The 20,478-nt window shown below is 74.0% G+C and carries 14 protein-coding genes; 9 read left to right on the top strand and 5 right to left on the bottom strand.

Features of this window, described 5'->3' with window-relative positions; genetic code table 11:
• Positions 1–122: 122 nt before the first annotated feature.
• Genes Pta02_RS13890 through Pta02_RS13855 form a run of 8 tightly spaced genes read left to right on the top strand, consistent with a single transcriptional unit; the run spans position 123 to position 13,116 of the window.
• Complete coding sequence (locus Pta02_RS13890) at positions 123–953, top strand: 2,3-dihydro-2,3-dihydroxybenzoate dehydrogenase (protein WP_203875203.1); 831 nt, start codon at positions 123–125, stop codon at positions 951–953.
• Positions 954–968: 15 nt separating this feature from the next.
• The gene (locus tag Pta02_RS13885; RefSeq protein ID WP_203875202.1) at positions 969–2,090 is read left to right on the top strand and encodes an isochorismate synthase; all 1,122 of its coding nucleotides are present in this window, start codon (positions 969–971) and stop codon (positions 2,088–2,090) included.
• A complete protein-coding gene (locus tag Pta02_RS13880; RefSeq protein ID WP_203875201.1) occupies positions 2,077–3,588 on the top strand; it encodes a (2,3-dihydroxybenzoyl)adenylate synthase in 1,512 nt (503 codons plus the stop codon). The genes Pta02_RS13885 and Pta02_RS13880 overlap by 14 nt, the downstream gene beginning before the upstream one ends.
• 5 nt (positions 3,589–3,593) lie before the next feature.
• On the top strand, positions 3,594–4,241 hold the full coding sequence (locus tag Pta02_RS13875) for an isochorismatase family protein (RefSeq protein ID WP_203875200.1): 648 nt from the start codon (positions 3,594–3,596) through the stop codon (positions 4,239–4,241).
• Complete coding sequence (locus Pta02_RS13870) at positions 4,234–4,452, top strand: phosphopantetheine-binding protein (RefSeq protein WP_203875199.1); 219 nt, start codon at positions 4,234–4,236, stop codon at positions 4,450–4,452. Before Pta02_RS13875 ends, Pta02_RS13870 begins: the two co-directional genes overlap by 8 nt.
• Positions 4,449–11,522, top strand: a complete 7,074-nt coding sequence (locus Pta02_RS13865; RefSeq protein ID WP_203875198.1) for a non-ribosomal peptide synthetase — start codon at positions 4,449–4,451, stop codon at positions 11,520–11,522. Before Pta02_RS13870 ends, Pta02_RS13865 begins: the two co-directional genes overlap by 4 nt.
• A complete protein-coding gene (locus Pta02_RS13860; protein WP_203875197.1) occupies positions 11,519–11,713 on the top strand; it encodes an MbtH family protein in 195 nt (64 codons plus the stop codon). The genes Pta02_RS13865 and Pta02_RS13860 overlap by 4 nt, the downstream gene beginning before the upstream one ends.
• Positions 11,710–13,116: an MFS transporter gene (locus tag Pta02_RS13855; RefSeq protein WP_203875196.1), complete on the top strand. Its 1,407-nt coding sequence runs from the start codon at positions 11,710–11,712 to the stop codon at positions 13,114–13,116. The genes Pta02_RS13860 and Pta02_RS13855 overlap by 4 nt, the downstream gene beginning before the upstream one ends.
• Positions 13,117–13,187: 71 nt before the next feature.
• Here Pta02_RS13855 and Pta02_RS13850 read toward each other — a convergent pair whose 3' ends face one another.
• The 5 genes from Pta02_RS13850 to Pta02_RS13830 all read right to left on the bottom strand — a co-directional run bounded on the left by Pta02_RS13850 (position 13,188) and on the right by Pta02_RS13830 (position 19,439).
• Positions 13,188–14,114 (bottom strand): RpnC/YadD family protein, encoded by a 927-nt coding sequence (locus tag Pta02_RS13850; RefSeq protein WP_239130478.1) that lies wholly within the window; start codon positions 14,112–14,114, stop codon positions 13,188–13,190.
• Between the two features lie 106 nt (positions 14,115–14,220).
• Positions 14,221–14,736 carry a calcium-binding protein gene (locus Pta02_RS41895; RefSeq protein WP_275423578.1) on the bottom strand — a complete coding sequence of 172 codons (516 nt, stop codon included), beginning with the start codon at positions 14,734–14,736 and terminating at the stop codon, positions 14,221–14,223.
• A 190-nt stretch (positions 14,737–14,926) separates the two neighbouring features.
• Positions 14,927–16,105, bottom strand: a complete 1,179-nt coding sequence (locus Pta02_RS13840; RefSeq protein ID WP_203875195.1) for an amidohydrolase — start codon at positions 16,103–16,105, stop codon at positions 14,927–14,929.
• Between the two features lie 14 nt (positions 16,106–16,119).
• On the bottom strand, positions 16,120–17,328 hold the full coding sequence (locus Pta02_RS13835; protein WP_203875194.1) for an enterochelin esterase domain-containing protein: 1,209 nt from the start codon (positions 17,326–17,328) through the stop codon (positions 16,120–16,122).
• Positions 17,329–17,333: 5 nt separating this feature from the next.
• The gene (locus Pta02_RS13830; protein WP_203875193.1) at positions 17,334–19,439 is read right to left on the bottom strand and encodes an iron chelate uptake ABC transporter family permease subunit; all 2,106 of its coding nucleotides are present in this window, start codon (positions 19,437–19,439) and stop codon (positions 17,334–17,336) included.
• Between the two features lie 55 nt (positions 19,440–19,494).
• On the opposite strand from Pta02_RS13830, the gene Pta02_RS13825 reads away from it, so the two are divergent.
• Entirely contained in the window at positions 19,495–20,463 is a 969-nt protein-coding gene (locus Pta02_RS13825) for an ABC transporter substrate-binding protein (protein WP_203875192.1), read from the top strand.
• The last annotated feature ends 15 nt before the right edge of the window (positions 20,464–20,478 follow it).

Here is a 20,478-nt window from a genome sequence, read left to right as displayed (position 1 = left end):
ACGCCCTCACCAGCACCGGAGCCCACCTGTCAGAGATCCGGCTTGACAGATCATCGTGAACGTATCAAATTAGGCAAGGCTAACCTAATTTAGGTTTACCTAATTTGAGCGGAAGGCGAGGAGTGGACGGGATCGTAGGCCGGGTCGCCCTGGTGACCGGCGCGGCGCGAGGCATCGGGGCGGCGGTGTGCGAGGCCCTGACCGAGGCGGGGGCGCGGGTCGCCGCCGCCGACCTGTGGACGACCGGACGGGAGGCGGCCCCGGCACCGCGACCGGCGGACGGGGACGCGACATCCGAGAACGCGGCACCCGGGGACGCGGCGTCCGGGGGTGCGGTGCCGTACGCCCTCGACGTCCGGGACCCCGCCGCGGTCGAGGAGACGGTCACGGCCGTGGAACGGGACCTGGGACCGGTCGACATCCTCGTCAACGTCGCCGGCGTGCTGCTGCCCGGCCAGGTCGAGGAGACCGCCGACGACCGGTGGCGGCAGACCTTCGCGGTCAACGCCGACGGTGTCTTCCACGTGTCCAGGGCGGTGGCCCGGCGGATGACCCCCCGGCGGCGCGGCGCGATCGTCACCGTGGGGTCCAACGCCGCCTCGGTGCCGAGGATCGGCATGGCCGCCTACGCCGCCTCCAAGGCGGCCGCGTCCATGTTCACCCGGTGCCTGGGGCTGGAGCTGTCCCGCCACGGGATCCGCTGCAACGTGGTCTCGCCGGGCTCGACCGACACCTCCATGCTGCGCGCCCTGTGGGAGGGCACCGACCCCGCCGGCGCGCGCGAGGCCACCCTCGGCGGCGACCCCGCCGCCTTCCGGGTCGGCATCCCCCTCGGCCGCGTCGCCGACCCCCGGGACATCGCCGACGCCGTGCTCTTCCTGGCCTCCGACCGGGCCAGGCACATCACCATGCACGACCTCTTGGTGGACGGTGGCGCGACTCTCCGCGCCTGACCAGATTGGATTTCGATGCCACTGCTGACAACCGCTGTGGACCCCCTCGCGGGGTACGAACACGGCGAGTCGGTGTTCTTCTCCTCATCCGGCGGCACGCTGCTGACCCGCGGCACGCGCGCCGTCGTCGGCGGCGACCTCGCCACCCTGGCCGAGCGGGTGGCCACGGCGCTCGGCCCGGACGAGGTGGCGGCCGGGGCGATCGGGTTCGGCGGCGCGGCCGGCCTGATCGTCCCGGAGGCCGCCTCCTGGTCGGGGCCGGTGGGACCCTGCGCCCCGGCCGCGGCCTCCGGGCCCGGCGGCTGGCGGATGCGGCCCGTCCCGCATCCCGACGACTACCTCAAGGCGGTACGGCGCGCGCTGGAGGACATGGAGGCCGGTCGCCTCGACAAGGTGGTACTCGCCAGGACGCTCGAACTCGTCTCCGACGGCCCCCTCGACCCGCACGCCCTGCTGCGCCCCCTCCTCGGTCACGGCCACTGCTTCGCCGCCCCGCTGCCCGGCGGGCGCGCGCTCGTCGGCGCCAGCCCCGAGCTGCTCGTCTCCCGCCGGGGACGGAGTGTGATCTCCAACCCGCTGGCCGGTTCGGCCGCCCGCAGCGCCGACCCCGCCGAGGACCGCCGCAGGGCCGAGGCGCTGTCCGCCTCGGCCAAGGACCTGCACGAGCACCGCCTGGTGGTGGACGCGGTGGCCGGGGCGCTGGAGCCGTACTGCGCCGAGCTGCACGTGCCCGCCGCGCCGGAGCTGACCTCCACCGAGACGATGTGGCACCTGTCCACGCGCGTCACCGGCGTGCTGCGCGACCCCGACGTCCCCGCCCTCGCCCTCGCCCGCGCGCTGCACCCCACCCCCGCCGTGTGCGGGACGCCCCGGGAAGCGGCCCGGCAGGCGATCGAGGAGCTGGAGCCGTTCGACCGGGGCTTCTACAGCGGCGTGGTCGGCTGGACCGACGCGACCGGCGACGGCGAGTGGGCGGTGGCCATCCGCTGCGCCGAGGTGGCGGAGCGCACGCTGCGGCTGTACGCGGGCGCCGGCATCGTGATCGGCTCCGATCCCGGCCGCGAGCTCGCCGAGACCTCCGCCAAGTTCCGCACCATGCTGCACGCGCTGGGGGTGAGCGGCGATGCACTGGCCTGAGGACGTCGCCGCCCGCTACCGGGCCGCCGGCTACTGGCGGGCAGAGACCTTCGGGCGCATGCTGGGCGACCTGGCCGCCCGGTACGGCTCCCGCCCCGCGCTGGTCGACGGGGCCTCCGGCGCCCGCTGGAGCTTCCGCGACCTGGACGAGCGGGCCGACCGGCTCGCCGCGGGACTGCACGCCTTCGGCGTCCGGCGCGGCGACCGCGTCGTCGTGCAGCTGCCGAACGTGCCCGAGTTCTACCAGGTCTGCTTCGCGCTGTTCCGCATCGGCGCCTGGCCGGTGTTCGCGCTGCCGGCGCACCGCTCCGCGGAGATCTCCTACTTCTGCGAGTTCACCGAGGCCGTCGCCTACATCTGCCCCGACGAGGAGCACCGGGGGCTGGCCCCGGACACCCCCGCCCTCGTCCTGGGGCAACTGCCCGAGGCCGACCCGGTCGAGCTGCCCGAGCCCTCCCCGGGGGACGTGGCGTTCCTGCAGCTGTCCGGCGGCAGCACCGGCCTGCCCAAGCTGATCCCCCGGACCCACGACGACTACATCTACAGCTTCCGGGCCAGCGCGGAGATCTGCGAGCTGACCCCGGACAGCGTCTACCTGTGCGCGCTGCCGGCCGCGCACAACTTCCCGATGAGCTCGCCCGGAGTGTTCGGCGCGCTCAGCGCGGGGGCCGCCAGCGTCATGGCGCCCGACCCCAGCCCCGGCACCTGCTTCCCGCTGGTCGAACGGGAGCGGGTCACCATCACCGCCCTGGTCCCGCCGCTCGCGCTGGTCTGGCTGGACGCCGCCGCGAACGGCGGGCACGACCTGTCCAGTCTGGAGGTGCTCCAGGTGGGCGGGGCGAAGTTCAGCGCGGAGGCGGCCAAACGGGTCGGGCCCGAGCTGGGCTGCACGCTGCAGCAGGTCTTCGGCATGGCCGAGGGACTGGTCAACTACACCCGGCTGGACGACCCCGAGGAGGTCGTCGTCTCCACCCAGGGCCGCCCCATCTCGCCCGACGACGAGATCCTCATCGTGGACGACGACGACCGCGAGACCGACCACGGCCACCTGCTGACCCGCGGGCCGTACACCATCCGCGGTTACTGGCGGGCCGAGGAGCACAACAAGATCGCCTTCACCCCCGACGGCTTCTACCGGACCGGCGACATCGTCCGGCGCAGGCCCGACGGGTACCTCGTCGTCGAGGGCCGGGCCAAGGACCAGATCAACCGGGGCGGCGACAAGATCGCCGCGGAGGAGATCGAGAACCACCTGCTGGCCCACCCGGCGATCCACGACGCGAGCGTGGTCGCCGTCCCCGACCCCTATCTCGGCGAGCGCTCCTGCGCCTACCTCATCTGCAAGGGCGAGGCTCCGGCCAAGGGCGAGCTGCGGGCCTTCCTGCGCGACCGCGGCATCGCCGCATTCAAGATCCCCGACCGGTTCGAGTTCGTCGACGCCTTCCCGCAGACCGCGGTCGGCAAGGTCAGCAAGCGCCACCTCCGCGAAAGGACATGACGATCATGGCGATCCCCCCGATCCAGCCGTACCCGATGCCGAGCGACCTGCCCGCCAACCGGGTCGGGTGGCGCCCGGACCCGCGCCGTACCGTCCTGCTCGTCCACGACATGCAGAACTACTTCCTGCGCGCCTTCACCCCCGGGCAGTCGCCGCTGGTCGAGCTGATGTCCAACGTCCTGGCGCTGCGCGAGCGCTGCGCCGACCTCGGCGTGCCCGTCGTCTACTCGGCGCAGCCCGGCGGGCAGAGCACCGAGGAGCGCGGCCTGCTGCTGGACTTCTGGGGCGGCGGCATCGGCCACGACCCGCAGGAGGCCCAGATCGTCGACGAGCTCGCCCCGCGCCCGGGCGACGTGCTGCTCACCAAGTGGCGCTACAGCGCCTACCAGCGGACCGGCCTGGCCGAGCTGATGGCCGCCCAGGGCCGCGACCAGCTCGTCATCTGCGGGATCTACGCGCACATCGGCGTGCTGATGACCGCCTGCGAGGCGTTCATGCGCGACGTGCAGACCTTCGTGGTCGCCGACGCCGTGGCCGACTTCTCCGCCGACCACCACCGCATGGCGCTCACCTACGCCGCCGAGCGCTGCGCGGTCACCGTCACCACCCGGCAGGTCAGCCGGGCGCTCGCCCAGGAGGTGGCCGGTGTCTGAGACGGCCGTACGGCTGCGCGCCGAGATCGCCGAGCTGCTCTACGTCGACCCCGAGGAGCTGGGCTTCGAGGAGAACCTCATCGACGCCGGGCTGGACTCGATCAGGGTGATGACGCTCATCGAGCGCTGGCGCCGCGATGGCCGCGAGATCGGCTTCCCCGACCTGGTGGAGAAGCCCACCGTCGCGGCCTGGGCGGAGCTGCTGGGATGAGATCCGAGACCCCCGCGCCCGCCGGGACGGGGAGCGCCCCCGGCGGGCAGGGCGTCGCCCCCCTGCCCGCCGGGTTCGCGGGCCCGCCCTCCGAGACGTTCCCGCTCACCGGAGCGCAGGCGGGGATCTGGTTCGCCCAGCGGCTGGACCCGGACAACCCCGTCTACAACACCGCCGACCGCGTCGACATCCGCGGTCCCGTCGACCCGGCCGTGCTCGAACGCGCGCTGCGGCGCGGCCTGGCCGAGGCCGAGCCGCTGCGCCTGCGCTTCACCGAGGAGCCCGCCCAGTACCTGCCGGAGTGCGACTCGCTGCGCGACTCCGTCACCGTCCTCGACCTGCGCGGCGAGGCCGACCCCGAGGCCGCGGCCGGGCAGTGGATCCGCGCCGACGTGCGGACGCCGGTGGACGTGGTGACCGGCCCGCTGTCCGGTCACGCCCTGATCCGCCTGGCCGAGGACCACTTCGTCTGGTACCTGCGCGCGCACCACATCCTGATCGACGCCTACGCGCTGACGATGCTGGTCGACCGGGTGGCGGAGATCTACAGCGCGCTGGTGGAGGGCCTGCCGCCCGGGCCGAGCCCGTTCGGCGGCCTGCTGCCCGTGCTGGAGGAGGAGGCTGCCTACCGCGACTCCGAACGCCACGCGCGCGACCGCGCCTACTGGCTCGACCGCATGGCCGGCGCCCCCGAGCCGGCGGGCCTGGCCGGGGTGCCGGCGATGTCCGCGCGGGAGGTCGTACGGCACCGCGAGGCGCTGCCCGCCACCGGGCACTGGGAGCCGCTCGCCCGCGAGGCCCGCGCGACCTGGGCCGACGTGGCCGCCGCCGGGCTGGCCGTCTATCTCGGACGGCTCACCGGGACCACCGACGTCCTGATCGGCCTGCCGCTGATGAACCGCTCCGGCGCCGCCCTGCGGGTGCCCTGCCTGACGGTCAACGTGCTGCCCCTGCGGCTCGGCGTGCGCCCGGACGTCCGGCTCGGCGACCTGGTCGGCCAGGCGGCCCGGCGGGTCGCCGAGGCCCGCCGCCACTCCCGCTACCGGATCGAGGACCTGCGCCGCGACCTCGGCCTGTCCGGGAGCTCGCGGGCCCTGTTCGGCCCGCTGCTCAACATCAAGCCCTTCGGCGCCGACGTGAAGTTCGCCGGGGCCTCGGCCGCGGTCCGCAACCTCGCCGCCGGCCCCGTCGACGACCTGGCCGTCGCCCTCCTGCTCGACGGCGACCGGCTCACCCTCGAACTGGACGGCAACGCCGCCCTGTACTCGCGCGAGGACCTCGCCGTCCACGCCCGCCGGCTGGCCCGGTTCCTGACCTCCCTGGCCCTCACCCCGCCGGACACCCCGATCGGCCGGCTGTCCCTGCTCACCGAGGACGACGAGGCGGCCCTGCCCCCGGGATCCCGGTTCACGGACTCGCCGCTCGCGGAGTCACGGCCTACGGGATCACGGCCCGTGGAGCTCACCGGCGCCCGGGCCGCCGCGGTCCCGCCCGTCCCGCCGACCGTGGTCGAGGTCCTCGGCGAGCGGATCCGGCTGACGCCCGGTGAGACCGCGCTGACCTGCGGGACGGAGTCGCTGACCTTCGGGGAGCTGGGCGGGCGGGCCGACCGGCTGGCCCGGCGGCTGCTCGCGCGGGGCGCGGGCCCCGGCCGGATCGTGGCGCTGGAGCTGCCCCGCTCGGCCGACCTGGTCGTGGCACTGCTCGCCGTACTGAAGAGCGGTGCGGCGTTCCTGCCGATCGACCCCGCCTATCCCGCCGACCGGCGGGAGTTCATGCTGGCCGACGCCCGGCCGGCGATCGTGGTCACCCCCGAGTGGATCGCCGCCGAGAGCACCCCCGACACCGGTGAGGCCCTCGCACCCGGCACCCGGAACGCGGCCGGAACCGGCGGCGCCCTCGTGTCCGGCGCCTGGAACGCGGCCGGAACCGGCGGCGCCCGGGACACGGGCGTGCTCGCGCTCCCCCGCCCGGACGACCCCGCCTACGTCATCTACACCTCCGGCTCGACCGGGCGGCCCAAGGGCGTGGTGGCCACCCACCGGGGTCTGGCCGCCCTTCTGGCCGGCCACCGCGAGCGGCTGTTCCCGGCGGGCGAGCGGCTGCGGGTCGCGCACACCGCGTCGTTCTCCTTCGACGCCTCCCTCGACCCGGTGCTCTGGATGATCGGCGGGCACGAGCTGCACCTGCTCGACGACGACACCTACCGCGACCCCGACGCGCTGACCGCCTACGTCCGCGAGCGCGGGATCGACTATCTCGACCTGACCCCGTCCCACCTGAAGGAGATGCCCGCCCTGCTGGCGGCGCCGCCCAGGATCGTGGTCGTCGGCGGCGAGGCCGTACCGGAGTCCCTGTGGCGCAGGCTCCGCGAGAGCACCCTCGCGGTCAACCACTACGGTCCCACCGAGGCCGCCGTCGACGCCTACACCTGGCTCGGCGACGGCACCGAGGGGCCCACCTCCGGCACCCGCGCCCACGTGCTCGACCACGCCCTGCAGCCGGCCCCGCCCGGCGTCGCGGGCGAGCTGTACCTGTCCGGGGACGGGCTGGCCCTGGGCTATCTGGGCCGCCCGGAACTGACCGCCGAGCGGTTCGTGGCCGGCCCGGGGGGCTCCCGCCTGTACCGGACCGGCGACCGGGCCCGCTGGACCGCCGCCGGGCGGCTGGAGCTGCTCGGCCGGGCCGACGACCAGGTCAAGGTGCGCGGCGTCCGGATCGAGCCCGGCGAGATCGAGGCCGTGCTGGAGGAGCACCCCGGCGTCGCCGCCGCGGCCGTGGCCGTACGCGGGGAGCGGCTGGCCGCCTACGCGGTCCCGGCCGCGGAGACGCCGGACGGGGCCGCCGAGGTGCTGGAGTTCGCCGCCGTACGGCTGCCCGCCGGGATGGTGCCCTCGTCGATCACCTGGCTGGAGGCGCTGCCGCGCACGCCGAACGGGAAGCTGGACCGGGCCGCGCTGCCCGACCCGCAGGTGACCGCGCGACCGGGACGGGAGGCCGAGGGTCCCGTGGAGCGCGCGCTGTGCACGCTCTTCGCCGAGGTGCTCGGGCTGCCCCGGGTCGGCGCCGACGACGGCTTCTTCGAGCTGGGCGGCCACTCGCTGCTCGCGGCGCGGCTGGCGGTGCGCGTCCGGGAGTCGCTCGGTGTCCGCGTGCCGATCGCCTCGATCTTCGAGACGCCCACGCCGGCCGGGCTGGCCGCCCGGCTGCCCGAGGGCCACGCCGTGCGGCCCGCGCTGCGGCGCCGTACCCGGCCCGAGGAGATCCCGCTGTCGTCCGCGCAGGCCCGGCTGTGGTTCCTGTACCGGATCGAGGGCCCGAACCCGACCTACAACATCCCGCTCGCCGTCCGGCTGGACGGGCCGATGGACCGCGACGCGCTGCGCGCCGCCCTCGGTGACGTCGTGGCCAGGCACGAGATCCTGCGCACCGTCTTCCCCGAGCGGGACGGCGTGCCCCGCCAGCACATCCTGGACCCGGGACCGGTGCCCCTGCCGGTCTGGCAGCCCGACGACCCGGCCGAGGCCATGCGGACGATCGTGCGGCGCGGGTTCGAACTGGCGCAGGAGCCCCCGTTCCGCGCCCACCTGCTGCGGCTGGGCGCGCAGGAGCACGTGCTCATGATGGTCCTGCACCACATCGCCGGCGACGGCTGGTCCACCGGTCCGCTCGTGCGCGACCTGCTGGCCGCCTACGAGGCCCGCCGGGCGGGCACGGCCCCCGCCTTCGAGCCGCTGCCGGTGCAGTACGCCGACTACGCGCTCTGGCAGCGCGAGCTGCCCGACGCCGACCTCGGCCACTGGACCGCGGCGCTGGCCGACCTGCCCGACCGGCTGGAGCTGCCGGCCGACCGCCCGCGGCCCGCGGTGTCGAGCGGCGCGGGCGGCACGATCCCCCTCACGCTGGACCCCGATCTCATGGCCGCGGTCGAGGGGCTGGCCCGCACGAGCCGCACGAGCGTCTTCATGGTGCTGCACGCCGCGCTCGCGGCGCTGCTCACCCGGCTCGGCGCGGGTACGGACATCCCGGTCGGCACGCCGGTCGCGGGCCGCGAGGACAGCGCACTGGACGACGCCGTCGGGTTCTTCGTCAACACGCTCGTGCTGCGCGCCGACACCTCGGGCGACCCGTCCTTCGCCGAGCTGCTGGAGCGGGTCAAGGCCGCCGACCTGGCCGCCTTCGACCACGCGGGCCTGCCGTTCGACCGGTTGGTGGAGGTCCTCAACCCGCCGCGGGCCCGCAACCGGCACCCGCTGTTCCAGGTGATGCTGGTGCACACCGACGCCCCCGCCCCGGGGGTGGAGGTCGTGCACACCGGCACCGCCAAGTTCGACCTGACCCTCAACCTCGACACGACCGGCACGGGCTTCCTGGAGTACAGCACCGACCTGTTCGACCGGGCCACGGCCCGCGGCGTCGCCGGGCGGCTGGTGCGCCTGCTGTCGCAGGCCGTCGCCGACCCCTCCACGCCGATCGGCAGGATCGACATCTTGGAGGAGGCCGAGCGCCGGACGCTGATCGAGGAGTGGAACGGCGACCTGGTCAGCGAGCCCGGCGCGACCCTGCCGGACCTGTTCGAGGCCCAGGCGCGGCGCACGCCGTACGCGATCGCCGTGGAGAACCTCACCTACGCCGAGCTGAACGCGCGGGCCAACCGGCTGGCGCACAAGCTCATCGCGCACGGGGCGCGGCCGGAGGCCGTCGTGGCGCTGTCGCTGCCCCGCTCGGCGGACCTGGTCGTCGCGCTGCTGGCGGTGGTCAAGGCGGGGGCGGCCTATCTGCCGCTGGACCCCACCTACCCGGCCGACCGGCTCGCCTACATGGTCGCCGACGCCGGACCGGTCTGCGTGGTGGACGAGGGCTGGCTGGCCGACCTCGGCGACTGGCTCGACCACGACCCCGAGCGGTCGCTGGATCCCGGCAACGCCGCCTACGTCATCTACACCTCCGGCTCGACCGGGCGCCCCAAGGGCGTGATGGTCTCGCACCACAACGTGGTCCGGCTGCTGTCGGCCACCGACCACTGGTTCGGCTTCGGCCCGGACGAGGTGTGGACGCTGTTCCACTCCTACGCCTTCGACTTCTCGGTGTGGGAGCTGTGGGGGGCGCTGCTGTACGGCGGGCGCCTGGTCGTGGTTCCCCACGAGGTGAGCAGGTCCCCCGAGGACTTCCTGGCCCTGCTGGAGCGCGAGCGCGTCACCGTGCTCAACCAGACGCCCTCGGCCTTCTACCAGCTGGCCGCGGCCGACGACGGGCGCGAGCTGGCGCTGCGGTACGTGGTGTTCGGCGGGGAGGCGCTGGAGCTGTCCCGGCTGGCCGGGTGGTACGCCCGCCGACCGTACTCCTCGCGCCCGGGTCCGGCGCCGAACGCCCCGCTGCTGGTCAACATGTACGGCATCACCGAGACGACCGTGCACGTCACCCACATGCCGCTCTCCCCGGACCACCGGGAGGGCAGCCTGATCGGCCGGGGCATCCCCGACCTGCGGGTCTATCTGCTGGACGACGCCCTGCAGCCGGTCCCGCCGGGAGTGGTGGGCGAGATGTACGTGGCCGGGGACGGCCTGGCCCGCGGTTACCTCGGGCGTCCCGGGCTGACCGCCGAGCGTTTCGTCGCCGACCCCTACGGCCCGCCCGGCTCCCGCATGTACCGCTCGGGCGACCTGGCCCGCCGGCGGCCGGACGGCGTCCTGGACTACGTCGGCCGCGCCGACCAGCAGGTCAAGGTCCGCGGGTTCCGGATCGAGCCGGGCGAGATCGAGGCCGCGCTGCTGGTCCACCCCTCGGTGGCCCAGGCCGCGGTGATCGTCCGCGAGGACCGGCCCGGTGACAAGCGCCTGGTCGGCTACGTCGTGCCCGCCGCCCCGGAGGCTCCGCGGACGCGGGAGGCCGCGGCCGGGCAGGGCGTCACGGACCCGGCGGAGCTGCGCAGGTTCGCGGCCCGGTCGCTGCCCGACCACATGGTGCCCTCGGCGATCGTCGAGGTGGCGGAGCTGCCGCTGACCGTCAACGGCAAGCTCGACCGCAAGGCGCTGCCCGCGCCCGCGGCGGCCGCCGGGGAGGGACGGCCTCCGGCCGGTCCGCGCGAGGAGACGCTCTGCGAGTTGTTCGCCGAGGTCCTCGACCTGCCCAGGGTCGGTCCCGACGACGGCTTCTTCGACCTGGGCGGGCACTCGCTGCTGGCCGTACGGCTGGTCTCGCGGATCAAGGAGGTGCTCGGCGCCGAGGCGACCATCGGCGCGCTCTTCGAGGCGCCCACCCCCGCCGGGCTCGCCGCGCTCACCGAGAGCGGCTCCCGGACCGACCCGCTGGCGGTGCTGCTGCCGCTGCGCGAGTCCGGTTCCCGGCCCCCGCTGTTCTGCGTGCATCCGGCGGGCGGGCTGAGCTGGTGCTACAGCGGCCTGATCCGGCACGTCCCCGACCGGCCGATCTACGGCCTGCAGGCCCGCCACGACCCGCTGCCCGCCTCGCTGCGGGAGCTGGCGGCCGACTACGTCGAGCAGCTGCGGACGGTCCAGCCGGCCGGGCCGTACCACCTGCTGGGCTGGTCCACCGGCGGCGTCATCGCGCAGGAGATGGCCGTGCAGCTGCGCCTGGCCGGGCATGAGGTCGCGCTGCTGGCGGTCCTGGACGCCTATCCGGCCGAGGGACTGCGGGACCTGCCGGTCTCCGACGAGGCCGAGGCGCTGGAGGCGCTGCTCACCATGGGCGGCTTCGCCCCGGACGCCGCCTCCACCCTGGAGGACGCGATCGGGGTGCTGCGCCGCGAGGGCAGCCCGCTGGCGGGCCTGCCGGTGGAGACCCTCCGCTCCCTGCGGGACCTCTACCTGAACACCAACCACCTGGTGCGCGGCCTCGACACCCGGGTGTTCGACGGCGACGTGCTGTTCTTCCGCGCCACCGTCGACACGATCGACGACGCCCTCACCGCCGAGACCTGGCGGCCCCACGTCGGCGGCGTGATCGACAACCACGACGTGGCGTGCAGCCACAAGGACATGACCCGGCCGGGACCGATCGCCGAGATCGGCGCGATCGTCACGGCCAGACTCGAGGAGACCACCCCGTGAACCCCTTCGACGATCCCGACGGCGAGTTCCTCGTCCTGGTCAACGACGAGGAGCAGCACTCCATCTGGCCGTCCTTCGCCGAGGTCCCCTCCGGCTGGACGGCCCGCTTCGGCCCCGACCTCCGGGCCGCCTGCCTGGCCTACGTCGCGGCCCACTGGACCGACCTGCGGCCCCGGAGCCTGACCCGGTGAGCGAAGCCGCCCCCGTCCGTGAACCCTTCCGGACCGGCGATTCCGGCCCCGCGGAGACGTCCGGTCCCACAGTCTCATGGGGCCGGACGGTCCCCGGCCCGGCAGGATCGGACCCGTCGGGGACCCGGTCGCCCGCGCGCTGGGCCGTACTGACCGTCTACGTCGTCGCCATGTGCATGAACGGGCTGGACGCGACGATCGTCAACCCGGCCCTGTTCGCCATCGCCGCCGACCTCGACGTGACCCCGGCCGCCTCCAACCTGGTGGAGGGGGCGTTCCTGGCCACCCTCGCGGCGGTCATGCCGGTCTCCGGGTGGTTGTGCGACCGGTACGGCGCGGCGCGGGTGTTCCTCGGCGCGGTGGCGTTGTTCACGGCGGCCTCGGCCCTGTGCGGGATCGCCTGGAACCTGGAGTCCCTGGTGGCGTTCCGGGTGGTGCAGGGGGTCGGCGGCGGGGTGCTGACCCCCGCCGGGATGACGGTGCTCTTCACCGCGTACCCGCCGGGGGAGCGCATGCGCCTGTCGCGCTACATCGTGGTGCCGACGGCTCTCGCGCCCGTGCTCGGCCCGGTCCTGGGCGGGCTGCTGACCGAGCACCTCTCCTGGCGGTGGGCGTTCTTCATCAACCTCCCCTTCGGGGTGGCGGCGGTGCTGCTGGGCCTCGTGGCCGCGGGCGGCCTGCGGGCCGTACCCGCCACGGCGGAGGACTCGGAGCCCGTACCGGCCGGCACGGCCCCGGGACCGGACACGGCCGACGCCCCGGCCCCGGAGCCTGGCACGACGTCGGGATCCCCCGGAGCCGGCCGGTCCGGACTCATCGGGCTGCTGGCCCCGTGGGTGCTGGCCGACCGCGGTTTCCTGCGCGGCACCGTCACGGCGTCCCTGGCCGCGGCGGGACTGATGGGCATGTTGTTCGCCTTCCCGCTGATGTACCAGGACGCGCTGGGCGCCTCGGCCGCGGACGCCGGGCTGGTGGTCTTCCCGGAGGCGCTGGGGCTGATGGCGGCCGGGTTCGCAGTCGACCGCGCCTGCGCCCGATGGAGCGAACAGTGGGTGACCGCGCTCGGCCTGCTCGGCGGCGTGGTCCTGTTCGCCGTACTCGCCCTGACCGCCCCCGGCCCGTGGACACTGAGAGCGATCATGTTCGCGGTGGGCCTGGTCCTCGGCCTGGCGGTCACGGCGGTCCAGGTGGCGGCGTTCACGAGCATCGGCCCGCAGGTGATGGGCCGGGCCATGACCCTGTTCCAGTCGCTGCGCATGCTCGCCGGAGCCCTGGGCGTGGGAGCCTGCGGTCTGATCCTCCCCCTCGGCTACTCTGCCGCCCTCCTGCTCTCCGCCGCCTTCCTCCTGGCCGCCTTCCTGACCGCCGTGTCCCTGACGGGGGCCGGACGGCGGCCGGACTGATCGGCCGGGACGGCGGCGGCCTCAGCCGGCGGCTCGCCGGGGCTGTGCCGGGCAGGGACGCCCGTCAGCGGTCAGTCATCTTCCGCATCCGTTTCGCCGAACAGGTCGTGGACGGTCCGGACGGTCACCGCACGGGCCACCCAGGACTCCAGCCGGGACGGGTCGGTGCAGGCGGCGATCCGGTCCCTGACCTCATCCGGCACCTCCAGGCCGCGAGTGGCCAGCACCAGCAGCACCATCCGGGCCGCTTCCTCGACCTTGCCCTCCGTCTTGCCCTCTGCCTTGCCCTCTGCCTTGCCCTCTGCCTTGCCCTCTTCCAGGCCGCGACCGTAGTGCTCGCGGGCGAAGGGACTGTAGACCGGCCAGTCGGTGGACCTCATGATCTCCTCCAGAAGGCGCCGCACCTCGGGCGCGGACATGCTGAATGCGTATTCATAGTACTTCGGAGCGTGGCCGCGGGGCAGGTCCGCCAGCGCCGCGCCGAATGCCTCGACGACCTTGCGCTCGCGGCCGTGCACCATCACCGACAGGGTCGCCAGCTCGGGCTGGGCCGCGGCCTGCTGCGCATCGGTGATGGCCGGGATGGCGTCGGGCCCCAGCACACAGGCCTGCAACCGGTAACCGGGCAGACCGGAGTCGATCGGCCGGGCGTAGTAGGCAGCGGTGCGGACATCCGGGCAGACAACCAGGACGGTGACCTCGCAGCGCAGCAGCAGCCAGAGCGCGGCGGCGTAACGGGCCAGCTGGCGGGGGTCTTTGGACGTGTCCTTCTGGATCTCGACGACGATCCCGTGCACGGGAGCGGCGGGCGGGCCCAGGACGAGCACCAGGTCGGCCTCGAGGTCGTCGGAGGGCCGGGTGTTGAAAGTCGAGTTCTCCTCCCGGACCAGAGTTGTGACGGGCAGGTCGTGCCCCAGCAGATCACGGAGGATCTCCACGGCCAGTTGCGGGCGGTCGCGGAACAGGTCGATGAGTGAGTCATGCTGGGGAGAAGGCATGGAACTCACTGTAATCTATCGAACACGTTTAGCAATCGGATTCACGAACGAGGGGACACCCGAGCCCGCCCGTCACCCTCGTGAGGATGACGGGCGGGCGGTCCCGCTAGATCTCGCAGTTCTCCTCGGTCTCACCGCTGCAGGTGTCGACGTCGGCACCGCCGTCGGTGGTGTCGTTGCCGGCGTTGCCGGTCAGGATGTCGTTCCCGCTGCCGCCGACGAGGACGTCACGGCCGGAACCGCCGGTGAGACGGTCGGCGCCGGCCGAGCCGAAGATCTCGGCGAACAGCGACGTGTTGTTGCGGACGGTGTCGGCACCGCCCCTGACGTTGACGGTGATGTTCTTGACCCCGGCGCAGGAGACCGTGCTCGGCCCCTGCTGGACGCAACCGGCGCCGGCGGTCACCGAGTGCAGCACGGAGCTGACGGTGACCTTCCCGTTGAGCAGGTTGATGTCGACGCTGTCGTTCCCGGTCGTGCCCACCACGGACATGTTCTGGAACGACCCCACCGTGACGGTGGCCCCCGCCGCGTGGGCGGGGCTGGTCATAAGGGCGGCACCGGCAGTGGCGGCGGAGGCGGCCATCGTCAGGATCATGATGTTGCGACGCATACGCGACATGAGAGAAGTCCTTGTCTGGACGTGGGTTTCTCGGACGGACTTCATGTAACCCGCCACCCCCGATCTCCGTCCGCGTCGAAATACCCAGAAGTTGAATCTTCAACGGACTTCCTTCATCGGTGCAGATGAAAGGCGCTCTTCTCCTTTTCCACAGCCCGGGAAAACGAAATGACAGACCTTCCCCGGCCCTTCACAATGACGGCCTCTCCCACTCGCCGTCCCCGCCTCCCGCCAGGTCGGCGGCGGTCCAGGCCAGGATCACCGCGGCTTCCAGGAGAGCGCGGTCCGCGGCCGGGGTGACCGCCGCCGCGGCGAAGGCGGGATCGTGCGGTACGGCCTCGCCTGCGCCGATGTCGAGCATCGGATGAATGGCGCGGACCGCATGGGAGACATTGGCCATGTCGGTCATCGCGAACGGCTCGCGCTCGACGGGGGCGGGGCGGCCGAGGGCGGCGGCGTTGGCCGCGTACAGCCCGGCCAGTTCCTCGTCGTCGCGGAAGTCGAGATAGTCGGGCTCCGGGCGGGTCAGCCTCAACTCGCAGCCGGTCGCCACGGCGGCGCCCCGGAAACACGCCTCCACCCTGGCGCGCAGCGCCGCGAGGTCCTCCGCCCTGGCCGCGCGGATCTCGTAGCTCGCCGCGGCGCGGGCCGGGATGACGTTGGGCGCCTCGCCCGCCGCCGTGACCACGCCGTGGACGTGCCAGTCGCGCGGGAGCTGCTGGCGCAGCAGCCCGATCGCGACCTGGGCCAGCGTCATCGCGTCGGCGGCGTTGCGGCCCTCGTGCGGGGCGAGGGTGGCGTGGGCCGGACGGCCGAGATACTCCACGTCCAGGGTGCCCAGGGCGAACGAGCGGAACCTGACGGTCTCGAACGGCCCCGGGTGCACCATCATCGCCGCGTCCACGCCGTCGAAGACGCCCGCCTCCAGCAGCAGGGCCTTGCCTCCTCCCCGCTCCTCGGCCGGGGTGCCGACCACCTTCACGGTCAGGCCCAGCCCGTCGGCGAACGGCGCCAGCGCCAGGCCCGCCCCGGTGGAGGCGGCGGCGATGACGTTGTGCCCGCAGGCGTGGCCCAGCCCGGGCAGCGCGTCGTACTCGGCGCAGAACGCCACGGTGACCGGGCCGGAGCCGCAGGAGGCCGAGAACGCGGTCGGCAGTCCGCCGACGCCGGCGGTCACCTCGAACCCGGCCGAGTCCAGAACCCGCGCCGTCCACTCCGCGGCCCGGCGCTCCTCGAAGGCGATCTCCGGATGGGCGTGGATGCGGTGGCTCAGTCCGACGAGCACCTCGGCGTGCGCCGTGACCCGCCCGCGGATCGCGGCCTTCACCCCGGTGTCCCCCGCCACGGCCGTCTCCGTCGTCCTCTTCATCCCGGCGTCCCCCATCACAGCCACCCCGCGGCCAGGCTCGCGAGGCCGCCGGCCAGACCGCCGAGCCAGCAGGCCGGATCGTGACCGCCGTTGTACTCGGTGAGGGTCACCTCGTAGCCCTTGGCCGCGAGGGTCTCGGCGAACCGGCGGTTCTCCTCCAGCAGCATCCACTCCTGCCGGCCGACCTCGATGTGGAAGCGGACCGGCAGCCGGGGGGACCGCTCGTAGCGCCGGGTCAGCCACTGCGGGTCCTCCTCGCTCCACCAGTAGGAGCCCGACTGCGACAGCACGTTGCCGAAGCGCCCGGGGGCGGTGAACGCCGCGTAGGAGGCGGTGAGCCCGCCGAAGCTCTGCCCGGCGACGACGGTCAGCGCGGGGTCGTCCGTCACCCGCCACTCCCGCGCCGCCCAGGGCATCAGCTCCCCGGCCAGGTGCCGGACGAACGGTTCGTGGCAGGCCATCTCCCGCAGCCGGGTCGGCCGGTCGACCGCGTCGGGCAGCAGCACGACCGTCGGCGGTATCCGTCCCTCGGCGATCAGGTTGTCCATCGTCGGCGCGATCCGCCCGGCCCACACCTCCCCGTCCAGCAGGACCATCACCGGATACGCCCCGGGCGAGGCGACCGGCCGCGTCCCGGACGGCCCGCCCGGATCTTCCCCCGAACCGTGCCCGGCCGGATCTCCCACCGCACCGTGCCCGGCCGGGTCCGCCCCGGCGCCGTGCCCGGGGGGCGTGTAGACCCAGACCCGCCGCCCGGCCGCCGCCGTCTCGTGGACCCGCCCCCCGGGGACGCCGGGCCGCCGGTCGCGGTACGGCTGCGCGGGGGCGCCGGGCAGCTCCAGCAGGGAGGAGGGGTTGCGGCCGTGGCTGCCCGGGACCCGGACGGGGTTGCCGGGGTCGGGCAGAGCCGTCAGCATGACGCGCAGCCAGGAGTCGCGGTCGGTGCCGGGGATCTCCGTGCACGGCAGGATCTGATAGCTGGCCCGCAGGTCGGCGTCGAGCTCGTAGGTCAGCTGGAGCAGGTCGGTGCCCGGGACCCGGGTCATGACATGACCGCCGATGTCGCCCGCGTGGCGGTCCCGGTCGGTCAGCGTGTTGATCAGCACGACCGCCCGCTCGTCCGCCGACCCGGCCCGCCATCGGAAGGTCACCCGGTGTCTGCCCGGCGTCGGCGACGGCTCGATCAGCGGCCCGGCGTCGTGTGCGTGGGGAGTGAGGGGCATCTGAACTACCTCCGGTCTGACAGCAGGGTCCACAGCAGGAAGGGGCCGCCCAGGATGCTCGTCACGACACCGGCCGGGATCTCGGCGCCGTCGGCGACGACCCGGCCGACCGTGTCGGCGGTCACGACGAGCGCGGCGCCGGTGAGGGGGGCGCCGATCAGCGGGAGGCGGGCCGGTCCGGACAGGCGGGCGGCGATGACGGGGGCGGCCAGGGCGACGAACGCGATGGGCCCGCCGATGCCGATCCCCAGCCCGGCCAGGACGACGGCCAGCGCCAGGATGAGCAGCCTGGTCGTCCGGGGACTCACACCGAGCCCGGCGCTGACGTCCTCGTCGAAGCGCAGTACGGCCAGCCGCCGGGCGAGGGCCAGCGCGGCGGGCAGCAGGACGGCCAGGCCCGCGGCGACCGGCAGCGCCACCGGGTAGCCGCGGCCCGTGAGGCTGCCGACGGTCCAGGCGTGGACCGCCGTGGCCGCGCTGAGCCCGCGCCAGGCCAGGAGCGACTGGACCAGCGCCCCGGCCAGGGTGGTGACCGCCAGGCCGGTGATGATGAACCGGTAGCCCCGGGTGCCGATCCCGCCGGAGATGCCGAAGACCACCACGGCCGCGACCAGGGCGCCGAGCGGACCGGTCCACCAGTGCTCGAAGAGCGTCGCCGCGGACGAGGTCAGCCCGGCGAGCATGACGGCGATGACCGCGCCCTGGTTGATGCCGAGCATGTCGGGCGTGGCCAGGCGGTTGCGGGCCAGGGCCTGGGTCAGGCAGCCGGACAGGCCCAGCGCCGCGCCCGCCGTCAGCCCCGCGACGATCCTGGGCAGGCGGATCTGCTGGACGAGGAGGACCTGCCCGCCCTCCCCCGTCCCGAGCAGCGCGTTCAGGGCCTGGCCCGCGGTCATGGCGGACTGCCCGGCGGTGATCGCGACCACTCCCGCCGCCGCGGCGAGCCCGGCGAGGAGGACGGCCGCCGTGGAGGAGCGCAGGGGGAGCAGGACCGAGAAGGCGCCGAGCCGTACCGGCAGCGCGTCGGAGGGCCGCGGCGCGGACCCGCCGGTCCCGCGCGTCCGGGACCGCAGGATCCCCCTGCCGCGCGAGGACTTCTCCGCGATCAGGTCCCCCGCCCCGGCGGCGACCGCCCTGGAGCGCGCGACCACGATCAGCACGGGCGCGCCGAGCACGGCGATCAGCAGCGAGACGGGAGCCTCGTACGGGCGGATGACCACCCGGGCGAGCACGTCGGAGCCGAGCAGGACCACGGCCCCGGCCAGCCCGGACAGCGCGATCTGCGGGCCGATCCTGCCACGGAGCACGGTCCTGGCCACGTAACCGGCCAGCAGGCCGAGGAAGCCGACCGGCCCGGCCACGGCGACCGCGGCGGCGCTGAGCAACGTGACGGCCACGGTCACCGTGATCCGGACGCGGCCGGGCCGGTGGCCGAGGGTCACGGCCACGTCGTCGCCGAGCGAGAGCGCGGCCAGCGGCCGTGCCGCCAGGGCGGCCATGCCCAGACCGGCCAGGATCGCCGGGAGGACGGTCAGGACGCGTTCCAGCGGGACCCCGGCGAGCGAGCCGAGCACCCAGAACCGGTACTGGTCGAAGGTGACCGGGTCGGCGACCAGCAGGGCCGAGGTGATCCCGGTGAGGGTGGCCGACAGCGCCGCGCCCGCCAGCAGCAGCTTGAGCGGGGAGAAACGCGAGCCGAGCAGCAGCACGACCCCGGTGGCCGCGAACGCGCCGCCGAGCGCCCAGACCAGGTAGGCCCCGCCCGTCTGCGCCCCGGCGTAGACGATTCCCACCACCACGCCCAGCGCGGCGCCCGAGTTCACCCCGAGCAGGCCCGTCTCGGCCAGCGGGTTGCGCGTGACGGACTGCAGCAGCATCCCCGAGACCCCGAGTGCGGCGCCCACCACGACCGCGGCCAGGGTGCGGGGCAGGCGCAGCGTGGCGACCACCATCTCCAGGTGCTCGTCCCCCCGGGCACCGAGCAGATAGTCGACGACCTGTCCCGGCGCGATCCGGCCCGCTCCGGTCAGCACCGAGAGCGCGGCCAGCCCGAGCAGTGCCGCCGCGCACAGGCCGAAGACCAGGGGGGAGGTCCGGGGTTGCGTAAACATAAGGTAAGGCTAACCTAAAGTAGGTAAGCCTTGCCTAATGCGTTCAGGAGTTCACATGTCCCCCCTCCGCAGGGTCGGCGGTCTGTTCGCCGCCGCTCTCGCCGCCATGACCGTCGCGGCGTGCGGCACCTCCTCCACAGACTCGTCCGCGGCACCGGCCGCCGCCTCGCAGCCCGCGTCCGCGGCCCCCGCCACCCGCGAAGTGAAGGACGCCACCGGCACCCTGATCAAGATCCCGGCCGAGCCGAAGCGCGTGGTCACCCTCACCCAGGAGGACCTGGACGCCGCCCTCGCCCTCGGTGTCACCCCCGTGGGCATCACCAACGGCCAGGGCCTGGACAAGCCGCCGGCCTATCTGGCCGACAAGGTGCAGGGCATCCCGGTGGTCGGCGACCTCCTGCAGCCCGTGATCGACAAGGTCGTCGAGGTCAAGCCCGACCTGATCCTCGCCGGTGACATGCAGGACAAGCAGATCCTCGACCAGCTCCGCACCATCACCCCGGCGACCCTGGTCACGATGGCCCCCACCGACGACTGGAAGCTGTCGTTCATGGGCGTCGGCAACGCGCTGAACAAGCTGGACCGGGCCAAGAAGGTCCTGGCCGACTACGACGCCGAGGTCACCGAGGCCAAGGCCAGGATCAAGCCCGCCGAGGTCAGCATCGTGCGCTGGAACCCGCAGGGCCCGAGCTGGATGGAGAAGCGGCAGTTCGCCAGCTTCGTCGCCACCGACCTCGGCCTCACCCGCCCCAAGGCGCAGGACAAGGACGGCACCGCCCACTCCATGCCGCTCAGCCTGGAGGCCCTGTCCGACATCGACGGCGAGTGGCTGTTCCTGTCCACCCTCACCGCCGACGGAGAGAAGGCCCTCACCGAGGTGAAGCAGACCCCGGCCTTCAAGGAACTGAAGGCGGTCAAGGACGACCACGTGGTGTCGGTCGACGGCTCCGTCTGGAGCACCCGCGGCGCCCCGCTCGCCGCCCAGGTCGTGCTCGACGACCTGGTCAAGGCCCTGGCCGGCTGATCCCGGCGACCGGGC

It is taken from the genome of Paraplanobispora takensis, assembly GCF_016863195.1.
Classification (GTDB): domain Bacteria; phylum Actinomycetota; class Actinomycetes; order Streptosporangiales; family Streptosporangiaceae; genus Planobispora; species Planobispora takensis.
This window is presented reverse-complemented; position numbering and strand designations above follow the sequence as displayed.